Origin of the sequence: Methylobacterium sp. V23 (assembly GCF_002917135.1) — a bacterium.
Classification (GTDB): domain Bacteria; phylum Pseudomonadota; class Alphaproteobacteria; order Rhizobiales; family Beijerinckiaceae; genus Methylobacterium.
Genome location: NZ_PDHT01000004.1, coordinates 1 through 13,209, shown reverse-complemented (window position 1 = coordinate 13,209; position 13,209 = coordinate 1). Strand labels below are relative to the sequence as shown.

The window sequence follows — 13,209 nt, the reverse complement described above, 5'->3', positions numbered from 1 at the left end:
CGTCAGCTGCGGACGCGGGTGATCTCGGCGCCGCAGCGGGCGAGCTTGGCCTCCAGGGCCTCGAAGCCGCGGTCCAGGTGGTAGACCCGGTTGATGCTGGTCTCGCCCTCGGCGGCGAGGCCCGCGATGACGAGGGAGACGGAGGCGCGCAGATCCGTGGCCATCACGGGCGCGCCCTTCAGGCGCTCGACGCCCTCGACGATGGCGAGGTCGCCCTCGAGCCGGATCCGGGCGCCCAGGCGGGCCAGCTCCTGCACGTGCATGAAGCGGTTCTCGAAGATCGTCTCGCGGATGTGGGACTGGCCCTTGGCCAGCGTCATCAGCGCCATGAACTGCGCCTGCAGGTCGGTGGGGAAGCCGGGGAACGGGTCGGTGGTGACGTCGACCGCGGCGATGCCCCCGCCGTTGCGGCGGATGCGGATGGTATCGGTGCCCGTCGTGATCTCGGCGCCCGTGGTGGCCAGCACGTCGAGGGCGGCGTGCAGCAGGTCCGCGCGCGTGTTCTCCAGGGTCACGTCGCCGCCGGTCATCGCCACCGCCATGGCGTAGGTGCCGGTCTCGATCCGGTCGGGCAGCACGTCGTGGCGGGCGCCGTGCAGGCGCGAGACCCCCTCGACGGTGATGCGCGGCGTGCCGGCGCCCTCGATGCGGGCGCCCATCTTGGTGAGGCAGGCGGCCAGATCGACGACCTCGGGCTCGCGGGCGGCGTTCTCGATCAGGGTCGAGCCGTTGGCCAGGGCCGCCCCCATCAGCGCCACGTGGGTGCCGCCCACCGTCACTTTGGGGAAGTGGATCTCGCCGCCGCGCAGGCCGTTCTTGGCCCGGGCGACGACGTAGCCGCCATCGACCTCCACGGTGGCGCCGAGGCGCTCCAGCGCCATCAGCAGCAGGTCGACGGGACGGGTGCCGATGGCGCAGCCGCCCGGCATCGAGACCCGGGCCTCGCCGAAGCGGGCGAGCAGCGGTGCGATCACCCAGAAGCTGGCCCGCATGGTCGAGACGAGCTCGTAGGGCGCCGTGGTGTCGATGACGTTGGACGCGGTGAGGCGGATGGTCTGGCCGGTCTCGGTGGTCTGGCCCGGGCGCTTGCCCACCACCATGTGGTCGACGCCGTGATTGCCGAGGATGCGCAGGAGGGCGTTGATGTCGGCCAGTCGCGGTACGTTGCCGAGCTCCAGCGTCTCGCCGGTCATCAGGCTGGCGATCATCAGGGGCAGCGCGGCGTTCTTGGCGCCCGAGATCGGGATCACCCCGTGGAGCGGCCGGCCGCCGATGATGTTGATGCGGTCCATTGTTTCTAAAACCTTGCCCAAATCTTTGCGCGCCCGGTGCGCATGCGGCGCTGCGAGCGGGAGAATTCCGAAATCGAAACCTGGCGGGACGTGAACCGTCCCCGCGGAAACGGCACCGTTATAGCCAAGTTTTGTCGAAAAGGAGGTTTTCGGCGCGCGATTAGGCTTCGCTGCCGGTTCCGGGTGTTTCCCCGGTCTCAGGCGTTTCCCCGGTCTCGGGTGTTTCGCCGGCTTTGGGCGGATCCTGGCGACCGCGCAGCTGGGCCTTGCGCCGACGCAGGTTGTCGCGCAGGGCCGCCTTCAGGCGCTCGGCCCTCTGCTCGGCCGCACTCTTGGGTTCTGCCACGCTCTTAGTCTCTGCCGCGCTCTTGGGCGTCGCCCGCGGGGGCGCTCCGGCCTCGGTCTCGTCGTCCATCATGCGCCGCGCCGGTCCGTCTGCGGGGTGAGTGTCGCGCACGGCGCGCCGGGTCAGGAGGACCGACGCGACGCATCGTCGCCACGTCGTTGTGTCGGCTTTGCAGCCCCGGGTCGATGGATGCAAAGCAGGAATGCGGTTGTCGACTTGAACCAATTCCAAGTTCACCTGTATCGTCGCGACCGCGTCGGGGAAACCCGCGTCAGAGGGCGAGCATCGTCAGCGACTCCTTCAGGAGTCCGCGCCAGGCTCGCTCACGAGACCGATTGCATCGAGGGCCCCCCGCACGAGGGTCCGCGTGGAAACGATCCCGCCAGAGGCCGCGACTCCACCGTAGGCCCCTCAGCCCAAGCGTGAAGGACGGATGCCCGTGAACCGCATGCCCGCGACGATCAAGATCAGCGACACCAAGCAGGGAGCGGGCCAGAAGTCCCACGACGGCTGCCGCATGGGATCGCCGGCGCGGGGCCGGACCGACTACGAGACCCATTTCCGCACCGCCCTCGACCGCCTGCACGGCGAGCGCCGCTACCGCGTCTTCGCCGATATCGAGCGCATCGCGGGCCGCTTTCCGACGGCGCACTGGCGCAAGCCCGACGGCGGGACCTCCGAGATCACGGTGTGGTGCTCGAACGATTACCTGGGTATGGGCCAGCACCCGGACGTGGTCGGCGCCATGACTCGCACCGCCGCCCGCTGCGGCGTGGGTGCGGGCGGCACCCGCAACATCGCGGGCAACAACTCGCCCCTCGTCGATCTGGAGCGCGAGCTCGCCGACCTGCACGGCAAGGAGGCGGGCCTCGTCTTCACCTCGGGCTACGTCTCGAACCAGGCCGGCATCTCCACCATCGCCAAGCTGATCCCGAACTGCCTGATCCTGTCGGACGCCTTCAACCACAACTCGATGATCGAGGGCGTACGCCATTCGGGCTGCGAGAAGCGCGTCTTCCGCCACAACGACCTCGCCCATCTGGAGGAGCTTCTGATCGCGGCGGGCGACCGCCCCAAGCTGATCGCCTTCGAGAGCGTCTACTCCATGGACGGCGACGTCTCGGACATCGCCGCGATCTGCGACCTCGCCGACCAGTACGGCGCCCTGACCTACCTCGACGAGGTCCACGCGGTCGGCCTCTACGGTCCCCGCGGCGGCGGCATCGCCGAGCGGGACGGGGTGATGCACCGGGTCGACGTGATCGAGGGCACCCTCGCCAAGGGCTTCGGCTGCGTCGGCGGCTACATCACCGGCTCGGCGGTCCTCTGCGACGCGGTCCGCAGCCACGCCCCGGGCTTCATCTTCACCACCGCCCTGCCGCCGGCCATCGCGGCGGCCGCCATCGCTTCGGTGCGCTACCTCAAGCGCTCGAGCGGCGAGCGCGAGGCGCACCAGCGCCAGGCCGCCCGGACCAAGGCCGCCCTGGAGGCCGCCGGCCTGCCGGTGCTGCACACCGACACCCATATCGTTCCCGTGATGGTGGGCGATGCCGAGCTGTGCAAGGCGGCGGCCGACCACCTGCTGGAGCACCACGGCATCTACATCCAGCCGATCAACTACCCCACCGTGCCGCGCGGCACCGAGCGCCTGCGCATCACGCCGTCGCCCTTCCACGACGATGCCCGCATCGCCCGGCTCACGGCGGCGTTGACCGAGACCTGGGATACCCTGGACCTGCCCCGCGCCGGGACCGTCTTCGTCGAGGCGGCCGAGTAGGCCGCCCCGCGGCGCCCCTCAGTTCAGGCGCCAGATCGCGCCGGTGAGCACGGTGGCGAAACCGACCCAGGCGGCGTAGGGCACCAGCAGCCACGCCGCCGCCCGGTCGAAGCGCCAGGACAGGCGGATCGTCCAGAGGATCATCACCCACATCGCGGCCGAGACCACCAGGGCGGCCCCCAGCGCGTGGGCGGCGAAGAAGGTCGGGGTCCAGGCGGCGTTGAGGGCGAGCTGTACCGCGAAGGCGGCCAGCGCCAGGCGCCACGGCCCCAGGGTCGGGCCGCCGCGCGGCTTCGCTCCGAGAAGGCGGAAGGCCGAGACCGCGATCATCGCGTAGAGAATCGTCCAGGCGACCGGGAACGCCCAGTTCGGCGGGTTGAAGGACGGCTTCGTCAGGCCGGCATACCAGCCCTCGATGTTCGGCTCCGTGGCGGCCGAGCCCAGCACGGCCGTCAGCGCCACGGGCAGGATCGCGACCGCCAGCCGCCAGGGCAAGGCGAGGGCGGGCTCGGCGGGAACGTGGATCGGTGACGATGCGGGCGCGCGGGACATGACGAGCGGTTTTCCTTGCCTCTGAACCGGGCCTCGGGACGGAGCGCCGAGACCCCGGCTTGCGGTCCGTGCACGGGTCTGCGAGGCCGGGTCCATCGAATCCCGACCTCGCGGACACGCTCCATGCCGGATCCCCTGTCAGAACCGAACGCGCCGAACGGCCCTTCGGATGCCGCGCCCGCCTTCACCCCAGCTTCCGCCTTCACCAAGCGCAGTCTCGCCGCTCAGGCCCTCGGCCGGGTCGATCCGGTGACGCGGGGCGTGGTGACGCCCCTGCACGTGGCCACCACCTTCCTGCGGGATCCCGACAACGGCTACAGCTCGGGCTTCTCCTACGCCCGGCCCGACAACGCCACCGTGCGCGAGGCGGAGGCGGTGCTGGCGATGCTGGAGGACGCGGCGGCGGGTGCCCTGCTGTTCGGCTCCGGCATGGCGGCCGCCACGGCCGTGTTCACCGCCCTGGAGCCCGGCGACCACGTGGTGGCGCCCCGCGTGATGTACTGGGGCCTGAAGCGCTGGCTCAACGCCGAGATGCCGCGTCGGCGGATCGCGGTCGATTTCGTCGACATGGACGACCTCGCCGCCCTGGGGCTGGCGATCCGCCCGGGCACCACGAAGCTCGTCTGGATCGAGACACCGGGCAATCCCCTCTGGACGATCACGGACATCGCCGAGGCGGCCCGCCGCGCGCACGCCGCGGGCGCGCGGCTCGCCGTCGACTCCACTGCCGCCTCGCCGATCCACACCCGGCCGCTGACGCTGGGCGCCGACATCGTAATGCACTCGGCCACCAAGATCCTGAACGGCCACTCGGACGTGGTGGCGGGGGTGCTGGCCGGCGCCCGGGTGGACGCGTTCTGGGAGCGCCTCGTCGCGATCCGTTCCGGGGGCGGCGCGATCCTGGGTCCGTTCGAGGCCTATCTGCTGATGCGCTCCCTGCGCACCCTGCCGTTGCGGGCGGCGGCGCAGGCTGCCAGCGCCGCCGCGCTCGCCCGACGCTTCCAGGGCCATCCCGGCATTTCGCATGTCCTCTATCCCGGCCTGCCGGACGATCCCGGTCACGCGGTCGCGGCCCGGCAGATGGAGGGCGGCTTCGGCTACATGCTGTCGATTCGGGTGCGGGACGGCGAGGCGGCGGCCATTCGCACCGCAGCGCGGGTGCGGCTGTGGAAGCGGGCGACCTCCCTGGGCGGTGTCGAGAGCCTGATCGAGCACCGGGCCTCGGTGGAGGGGCCGGCCTCCCCGTGTCCCCCCGACCTGCTGCGTCTCTCCACCGGGATCGAGGCGGTGGACGACCTGTTCGCCGATCTCGACGCCGCCCTGCGGGGCCCGTGACGTTTTCGGTGGTGCCGCGGGCGGAACTCGCGCGTTGGTGGGGCAAATCCCGATCCTGCCGCCCGATCGCGGCGCAGGGTCATGGCTCGAGAGACCGCTCCCCCATGATGAAGCCCGTCCTCTTCTCCGGAACCCTCGCCCTCCTGTGCCTCGCGACCGCCGCCCGGGCCGAGAGCGGCCCGCCGGACCTGAACATCGAGCGGACCTGCCGGTCGGCGGCCTCCGCGAGCGTCAGCGACAATGCCAGCCAGGAGGGATGCCTGCGCTCCGAGCGCGCCTCGCGCGACGAGATCAAGCGCCGCTGGAACGAGTTCACCCCGGCCGCCAAGAACCAGTGCGAGAAGCAGTTCGAGGCCGGCGGGTTTCCGTCCTACGTCGAGATGGTGACCTGCCTCGAACTCGCGAGCGGCACCGGCCTGCCGAAGCAGTCGGATGATTCGCGCGCGGGCCGGGGGACCAGCAGCGCCACCAAGGAGCCGAGCCCCGCCCAGCGCACGGATCCGATCAAGGTGCTCGAGAACCAGTAGGCCGACGATCCCGGGTCAGCTCGACGAGGCCGGCACCTCGTCGGCGATCCAGGCCGGCTGCGGCCGGCCGCGACCGGGCTCGGCCGTCCCGCCCCGGCTCTGCGCCAGGGCGGTGAGTTCCGGCGCCCGGGCGGTGTCGTCCACCGTCAGGAACAGGCGCCGCCCTTGCGAGATCCGGCCGAGGCGGGCGCTGCTCGTCAGCACGCTCTGGGCCGGGCTCGACAGCAGGCCGAGGGCCACCGGTGCCATCCAGAGGGCGAGCCACGGGTCGCCCGCCCAGGCGAGGCCGCCCGCCAGCAGGCCACCCGCCACGAGGGTGTCGACCTGGAGCCGGCACGCTTCCCGCCACGGCACGCGGCGATCGTCGCGCACCTGGGCATCCCAGCGCACCACGCGGCCGACGAAGGTGGTGGCCACGGCGCCCGCCGCGAACAGCGTCATCACCGGCCAGAGCAGGACCCAGATCGCCTGTTCGAGCGCGGCGCTCTTCAGGAGCGAAGCGGTGCCGCCGAAGGCCGCCCGGCGCTCGCCGGACGCCAGGACGTGGCCGAGGCTCAGGAGCTTCGGCAGGGCCAGGATCGTCAGGACGAGGGCCGCCAGGGCATGGGCGGCCGCGCCCGTGCCGGTGAGGCCGTAGCCGAGGAGGCCGAGGTCGCCGGTCCGCGCCGCCTGCAGCGTTCCGAGGGCGAGGAACAGGACCCAGAGCGGGCAGGCCATGTAGGACAGGATGCCGACGGCGAGGTGCCAGCGGCTGGCGGGGCGCAGGCCCGGCATGGCGGTGACGCGCAGGTGCTGCATGTTGCCCTGGCACCAGCGCCGCTCGCGCCCGAGGAGGTCGACGAGGTTCGTCGGCATCTCCTCCCAGGTGCCGCCCATCTCCGGCAGCAGGCGGACCTCCCAGCCGGCCCGGCGCAGGAGCGCGCCCTCGACGATGTCGTGGCACAGGATCTCGCCGCCCAGCGGTGCCTTGCCGGGCAGCACCGGCAGCGCGGCGTTGTCGGCGAAGGCCGCGACCCGCACGATCGCGTTGTGGCCCCAGTAGCTGCCGTCGGGCCCCTGCCAGGTCTCCAGGCAGCGGATCGCCAGGGGCGCGTACAGCCGCACGGCGAATTGCTGGATGCGGGCGAACAGGGTGTCGCGCCCGGTGGCGTAGGACACGGTCTGGATCAGGCCGACCCGGGGGCTCTCCTCCATGAGCCGGGCGAGGCGGCGCATGGCGCTGCCGGTCATCAGGCTGTCGGCGTCGAGCACGATCATGAAGTCGTACTCGGCCCCGTAGGTCTTGCAGAACTCGGCGATGTTGCCCGCCTTGCGGCCGGCATTGTCCCGGCGACAGCGATAGCGGATGCGCGGCAGGCCGGGGCCGTGCTGACGGGTCCAGGCCTCCATCCGGGCGAATTCATGCTCCTCGATCGCCGCGATGGCCCCGTCCCGCGTGTCGGAGAGAACGAAGATGTCGAGGTCGCCGCCGTCGCCCCCGTCGCGCTGCAGCGAGCGGGCCATGACCCGCAGGGCCGCGAACACCGCCACGGCGTCCTCGGCGTGGATCGCCACCACTGCCGCCGTGCGACTCAGGCCCGAGGCCTCCGCCGGGACGGTGAGGGAGCGCCGCTCCAGGGCGGATTTCGCCCGGTTGCCGAAGGCCGTGGCCACGAGGCCGTAGACGTATTGCCAGGCCACGAAGGCCTGCCAGGTCATGACGAGGGCGAAGAGCCCGAGCACCGCTCCGCCGAGGAGGCCGGACGGCGTCCCGTAGGCGGCCCGCGCCAGGGCGGTGACGGCTGCCCCCAGGACGAGGGGTGGCAGGGCCAGCAGCAGGCGGCGGCCCAGGAACCCGCCGGGGCGGGCTCCGGGGGCGTCGAGGGCGATTTCCAGCGAACCCGGGATTTCAGCCGCCGGGGCGTCGTGCGACAACCTGTGGGACATGGGACGCGGGAAACTCGAAGGAGGGACACCGCGATCCGCCACCGGGCACGATGCCGGCAAAGGGGAAGCGATGCGCGATGGCGAGGGTCTCGAAGGATGCGGGCGGACCGAACCCTTCTCGCGGCGGCAGGCCCTGCGGACCACGCTGAGCGTGGCCGTCGGGATGATCCTCCCTACCGCGCAGGATCTGAATGCGGGCCGAACGCGCGCCGCGGCCCTCGCTCCCATAACATTTGACGCCGTGAAGGCGAAGGCGCGGGCCCTCGCGGCGCACCCCTACGCGGCGCCGCAGGACGATCTGCCGCCGGCCCTGGCCGGCCTGTCCTATGACGGCTACCGCGCCATCACCTTCCGGCCGGAGGCGAGCCTGCCCCTGGGACGCCGCTTCTCGGCCCAGCTGTTCCATCGCGGCTTCCTGCAGCGCAAGCGGGTCGCCCTCGTCCTGCAGCCCCGCGACGGCCCGGCCCGGGCCATCCCCTACGCCCCCGACCTGTTCGAGCTCGGGCCGGACCTGAGGGGCCGGAGCTTCGCGCCGGATCTCGGCTTTGCCGGCTTCCGGCTGCACTATGCCTTTGCGGCCGACCGGCCGGCGGATCAGGAGGAATTCCTGGTCTTCCTCGGCGCCTCCTACTTCCGGCTGCGCGGATTCGGCCAGGAATACGGGCTCTCGGCCCGGGGCGCCGCCATCCGCACCGGGGGGCCGGGCGCGGAGGAATTCCCCGACTTCACCGCCTTCTGGATCTGCGAGCCCGAGGCCGATGCCCGCGCCATCGAGATCTGGGCGCTGCTCGATTCCCCGAGCCTCGCCGGGGCCTACCGCTTCCGCGTCGCGCCGGGCGACCCCTCGGTGATGCAGGTCGAGGCGTCGCTGCATCCCCGGACGACCCTGGAGCATCTCGGGCTCGCCCCCCTCACCAGCATGTTCCTGCACGGAGCCAACGGGCCGGGGGCACGGAGGGCCGAGCCCTTCGACGATTTCCGTCCGCAGGTGCATGATTCCGACGGGCTGGCGGTGGTGACCCGGGGCGAGCGGCTCTGGCGGCCCCTCGTCAACGGCCGGGCGCAACCGCAGATCTCGGCCTTCGGCGTCGACCCGCTGGAGGGCTTCGGCCTGCTGCAGCGCGCCCGCGACTTTCCCGCCTATCTCGACGTGCAGGCCCGGCACGAGGCGCGCCCGGGGCTCTGGGTCACGCCCGAATCGGGGTTCGGGGCCGGCGCGGTCCGGCTCTTCGAGATCCCGTCGCGCGAGGAGTACATGGACAACATCGTGGCGGCCTTCGTGCCCGGCCCCCCCGTGCCGGCCGGGACCGAGCGGAGCGTGTCCTACCGCCTCACGACGGTCGGCGCGGAGCCGGCGGCCGTGGTGCCCGGCGCCCTCGGCCGGGTCGTCTCCACCCGCGTCGGCTCAGCCGAGCGCCTGCGCCCGACCACGCCGCCGAGCCCGGGCCGGCGCCTCTACGTCGTGGATTTCGAAGGGCCGGCCCTGCCCGACCGGGGCGCGACCCTGTCCGCCGACGTTTCGGCCAGCGCCGGCACGATGGTCGACCCGGTGGTGGAGTTCGTGCCTCAGACCGGCGGCTGGCGGCTCTACGTCGAGTGGCGGCCGCCCGCACCGATGCCGGCCGGCGACGTGATCCTGCGCGCCCGCCTCCTCCGGGATGGCCGGGCCGTGACCGAGACCTGGGACATGGCCGCCTGAGGCTCCGGCGATCCCGGGTCGATGGGGCGCGCGGCCGCCGCAGCCGCGCCGCCGGCAGGCAAGCCGGCAACGGCCGCGCGCGGGTGCGGGGACGGGCTCCGTCCACGGCCTCGCCGCGGATCGAACGATCCGCGTCGCCCGGGTGTCGGAGGTCGCGGCCGGACCTACTGACAATCGTAGGATTGCGCGTCCGCGGGATGGGCGCCGAGGGTCAGCGCGTAGGTATCGATTCTCGAAATGGCCCGCGCCTCGGAGACCGGAGGCTTGGTCAGCATCGTGATGGTGAATGCAGCGGCGGCAATCACGAATGCTACCGCAAGCGTTGTCACTGAACGCATTTCAGCCTCCATTGGCAGGGTTTGCTGCCAACACTTCGTTGTGCCGAGCGGTTTGGAAGCTAGATTGATTCGGTGGCCGCTTCAATCTTCGAATACTGGAAAAGACGGCTAAATATTGTGCGGTGTCCTGGTTCTGAGCCATGTTCGGCCTGGGCATCCAGGAGTGCGGTGTCCGTGCCCGTCGGATCCGCAGCACCGCTCCGCCGCGGGTTTCTCGCGGCGTCGGGTTTGACCGCCCGGCGGGCGGCCCTGTAGACACCCGGCCCCACCCGGAGACGCCCCATGGCCGCCATCAACACGAGTCTCGCCGCCGAACTCGGCGTCGCGGAATGGCAGGTGAAGGCCGCGGTCGACCTGCTCGACGGCGGCGCGACGGTGCCGTTCATCGCGCGCTACCGCAAGGAGGTCACCGGCACCCTCGACGACGCGCAGCTGCGCACCCTGGAGGAGCGCCTCGCCTACCTGCGGGACCTGGAGGAGCGCCGGGCCGCCGTGCTGCAGGCGATCGAGGCCCAGGGCAAGCTCGAGGCCGGGCTGAAGGCCCGCATCCTCGCCGCCGACACCAAGGCCCGGCTGGAAGACCTCTACCTGCCCTTCAAGGTGAAGCGCCGGACGAAGGCGCAGGTCGCCCGCGAGGCCGGCCTCGATCCCCTCGCCGAGGCCCTTCTCACCCGGCCGGACCAAGCCCCCGAGGGGGCCGCCCGGGCCTACGTGGACGCGGGCAAGGGCGTCGCCGACGTCGAGGCCGCCCTGGAGGGCGCGCGTGCCATCCTGATCGAGCGCTTCAGCGAGGACCCGGAGCTGGTGGGCTCCCTCCGCGAGAGCGGCTGGCAGCGCGGCCGGATGGTCGCCACGGTGAAGCCCGGCAAGGCCGCGTCCGGCGAGAAGTTCTCGGATTATTTCGACTTCTCAGAAGCCCTCGTGAAGCTGCCCTCGCACCGCATCCTGGCCCTGTTCCGCGGCGAGAAGGAGGAGGTGCTCGACCTCGCCATCGCCGATGCGCTGGGCGACGCGCCGGCCAAGGGACAGCCCGGATCGCAGGAACTGCGCATCGCCAAGACCTTCGGCATCCGCGACCAGGGGCGGCCGGGCGACGCCTTCCTGACGGAGACGGTCCGGCGCGCCTGGCGCACCCGCCTGAAGCCCGCCCTCGATACGGACCTGCGGGCGCGCCTCTGGGCGGCGGCCGAGGCCGGCGCGGTCACGGTCTTCGCCGGCAACCTGCGCGACCTCCTGCTCGCGGCCCCGGCGGGCGCGCGGCCGACCCTCGGGCTCGACCCGGGCTTCCGCACCGGCGTGAAGGTCGCGGTGGTCGACGCCACCGGCAAGGTGGTGGCCACCGACACGATCTACCCGCACGAGCCGCGCCGCGACTGGAACGGGGCCCTGATCGCTCTCGCCAAGCTCTGCCGGGCCCATGGCGTGGAGCTCGTCGCCATCGGCAACGGCACCGCCTCGCGGGAGACCGACAGGCTCGCCGCCGAGCTGATCGCCAAGCAGCCCGAGCTGACGCTCACCAAGGTGATGGTCTCCGAGGCCGGCGCCTCGGTCTACTCGGCCTCGGCCTATGCCAGCGCGGAGCTGCCCGAGCTCGACGTCTCGATCCGCGGCGCGGTCTCCATCGCCCGGCGTCTGCAGGACCCGCTGGCCGAGCTCGTCAAGATCGAGCCGAAGGCGATCGGCGTCGGCCAGTACCAGCACGATCTGGCCGAGGGGAAGCTCGCGCGCTCCCTCGACGCGGTGGTGGAGGATTGCGTGAACGGCGTCGGGGTCGACGTGAACACCGCCTCGGCGCCGCTGCTGGCCCGGGTCTCGGGCCTGACCGCGCGGGTCGCCTCGAACATCATCGTGCACCGGGACGCCCACGGCCCGTTCCGCAGCCGCACCAGCCTGAAGAAAGTGGCGGGGCTCGGGCCTAAGGCCTACGAGCTCGCCGCCGGCTTCCTGCGCATCCGCGACGGGAGCGATCCCCTCGATGCCTCGGGCGTGCACCCGGAGGCCTACCCGGTGGTGCGCCGGATCCTCGCCGCCACCGGCCAGCCGATCCAGGCGCTGATCGGCAATACCGGTGCCCTGCGCAGCCTGGACCCCAAGACCTTCACCGACGCCACCTTCGGCCTGCCCACCGTCACCGACATCCTGTCGGAGCTGGAGAAGCCGGGCCGCGATCCGCGCCCGGCCTTCCGGACCGCGACCTTCCAGGAGGGGGTCGAGAAGATCTCCGATCTGAAGCCCGGCATGCGCCTCGAGGGCGTGGTCACCAACGTGGCCGCCTTCGGCGCCTTCGTGGATGTCGGGGTTCACCAGGACGGGCTGGTGCACATCTCGATGCTGGCCGACCGCTTCGTCAAGGACCCGCGCGAGGTGGTGAAGCCGGGCGACGTCGTGCAGGTGCGCGTGGTGGAGGTCGATCCGAACCGCAAGCGCATCGCCCTGACGATGCGCTCGGACGAGGCCGGCGCGCCGCGTCCCGCCGCCCGCCGCGAGGCGCCCGCCGCTCCGCCGGCGGGACCGGCCCCGCGCGCGACGCCGGCGCCCGAGGCGGGCGGCGCCATGGCGGAGGCCCTGCGGCGGGCGGCCCTCGCCAAGGGGATGCCGAAGCGCTGAGCGCCCGGCCGGCTCTCCAGGCAGAGTCTTCCCGGCCCCCGCGGCGCGCGACCGGGCGCGAGGCCTCAGTGGAAGAACGGCAGGGCGTGCGGGGCGTAGAGGCCGAAGCCGAGGAGAGCGAGCCCGGCAACACCCAGGAGCCCGCCGCCGACCACCAGGGCGAAGATGCCCGTGATGACCTCCGCCGAGGCGAGCACGATGCCGATCTGGAAGGCGGCCGAGGCGAACTCGTAATGGTGGTAGCGGTGCAGGGCGAGGTCGCGCACCTCCTGCGAGTGCCGCGCCTTCTCGGCCAGTTCCTTGCGCCCCTCGCCGGTGGCGGGCTCGCTGTCCCAGCGGGCCATGGTCTTGGCCCACTCGGCGCGCTTGGCCTTCACGGCCTCGGAATTCGCGACCTCCGGCGGCAGCAGCGCCAGGGTCTCGTCGGCGGTCTTGAGGACGGTGCCCCGGATGGTGCGGGCCTGGAAGTAGGCCCATTGGTTGGACGCCTCGACGTTGGCCCCGAGGGCGTCGGTCTGGGCGCCCTTGGCCAGGGTCTCGGCCAGCGCCAGGAACAGCGCCAACACCGAGATCAGCAGCGCCACGCGCTTGTTCGAACTGCCGCCCGCCCCGTGACCACCCGACATGCTGCCTCCTCCTGATTTGGACGGCGGCAGTCACACCCGATCGCGTCGGCGAGCGCAAGACGCTTTCCCGTCAGTCCGGAACCGCCGCCCTAATTCGGAAACACGTGGCCGCCGATGATCCGCAGACCTACGGGGCTGCCGGCGGCGAAGCGGTTGGTGTCGGCGGCCTCCACCACCACGGTCC

At 72.1% G+C, this 13,209-nt stretch carries 11 protein-coding genes; 5 read left to right on the top strand and 6 right to left on the bottom strand.

The features are described from left to right. Positions 1-2: 2 nt before the first annotated feature. On the bottom strand, positions 3-1,292 hold the full coding sequence (murA, locus tag CRT23_RS05690) for a UDP-N-acetylglucosamine 1-carboxyvinyltransferase (protein ID WP_055946668.1): 1,290 nt from the start codon (positions 1,290-1,292) through the stop codon (positions 3-5). Positions 1,293-1,452: 160 nt separating this feature from the next. Further along, a complete protein-coding gene (locus CRT23_RS05685; RefSeq protein ID WP_103709063.1) occupies positions 1,453-1,638 on the bottom strand; it encodes a hypothetical protein in 186 nt (61 codons plus the stop codon). Positions 1,639-2,071: 433 nt separating this feature from the next. Between CRT23_RS05685 and hemA the strand changes: the two genes are divergently transcribed. After that, positions 2,072-3,415: a 5-aminolevulinate synthase gene (gene hemA / locus CRT23_RS05680; protein WP_103708946.1), complete on the top strand. Its 1,344-nt coding sequence runs from the start codon at positions 2,072-2,074 to the stop codon at positions 3,413-3,415. Between the two features lie 18 nt (positions 3,416-3,433). Here hemA and CRT23_RS05675 read toward each other — a convergent pair whose 3' ends face one another. Continuing rightward, complete coding sequence (locus CRT23_RS05675; RefSeq protein ID WP_103708945.1) at positions 3,434-3,967, bottom strand: TspO/MBR family protein; 534 nt, start codon at positions 3,965-3,967, stop codon at positions 3,434-3,436. A 135-nt stretch (positions 3,968-4,102) separates the two neighbouring features. On the opposite strand from CRT23_RS05675, the gene CRT23_RS05670 reads away from it, so the two are divergent. Further along, positions 4,103-5,302, top strand: coding sequence for an aminotransferase class I/II-fold pyridoxal phosphate-dependent enzyme (locus tag CRT23_RS05670; RefSeq protein ID WP_181017271.1), 1,200 nt, complete (start codon positions 4,103-4,105; stop codon positions 5,300-5,302). A 104-nt stretch (positions 5,303-5,406) separates the two neighbouring features. Further along, complete coding sequence (locus CRT23_RS05665; RefSeq protein WP_103708943.1) at positions 5,407-5,829, top strand: hypothetical protein; 423 nt, start codon at positions 5,407-5,409, stop codon at positions 5,827-5,829. Between the two features lie 15 nt (positions 5,830-5,844). Here the strand turns inward: CRT23_RS05665 and mdoH are convergent, their stop codons facing one another. Further along, the gene (gene mdoH, locus CRT23_RS05660) at positions 5,845-7,755 is read right to left on the bottom strand and encodes a glucans biosynthesis glucosyltransferase MdoH (RefSeq protein ID WP_103708942.1); all 1,911 of its coding nucleotides are present in this window, start codon (positions 7,753-7,755) and stop codon (positions 5,845-5,847) included. A 226-nt stretch (positions 7,756-7,981) separates the two neighbouring features. Here mdoH and CRT23_RS05655 point away from each other — a divergent pair, with 226 nt between their 5' ends. Further along, on the top strand, positions 7,982-9,454 hold the full coding sequence (locus CRT23_RS05655; protein ID WP_245436005.1) for a glucan biosynthesis protein: 1,473 nt from the start codon (positions 7,982-7,984) through the stop codon (positions 9,452-9,454). Between the two features lie 164 nt (positions 9,455-9,618). Here CRT23_RS05655 and CRT23_RS28370 read toward each other — a convergent pair whose 3' ends face one another. Beyond that, positions 9,619-9,792 carry a hypothetical protein gene (locus CRT23_RS28370; RefSeq protein ID WP_181017261.1) on the bottom strand — a complete coding sequence of 58 codons (174 nt, stop codon included), beginning with the start codon at positions 9,790-9,792 and terminating at the stop codon, positions 9,619-9,621. 282 nt (positions 9,793-10,074) lie between these two features. Between CRT23_RS28370 and CRT23_RS05645 the strand changes: the two genes are divergently transcribed. Then, a complete protein-coding gene (locus CRT23_RS05645) occupies positions 10,075-12,399 on the top strand; it encodes a Tex family protein (protein ID WP_103708941.1) in 2,325 nt (774 codons plus the stop codon). Positions 12,400-12,464: 65 nt separating this feature from the next. Here the strand turns inward: CRT23_RS05645 and CRT23_RS05640 are convergent, their stop codons facing one another. After that, the gene (locus CRT23_RS05640) at positions 12,465-13,025 is read right to left on the bottom strand and encodes a DUF4337 domain-containing protein (protein WP_055946689.1); all 561 of its coding nucleotides are present in this window, start codon (positions 13,023-13,025) and stop codon (positions 12,465-12,467) included. Positions 13,026-13,209: the final 184 nt, after the last annotated feature.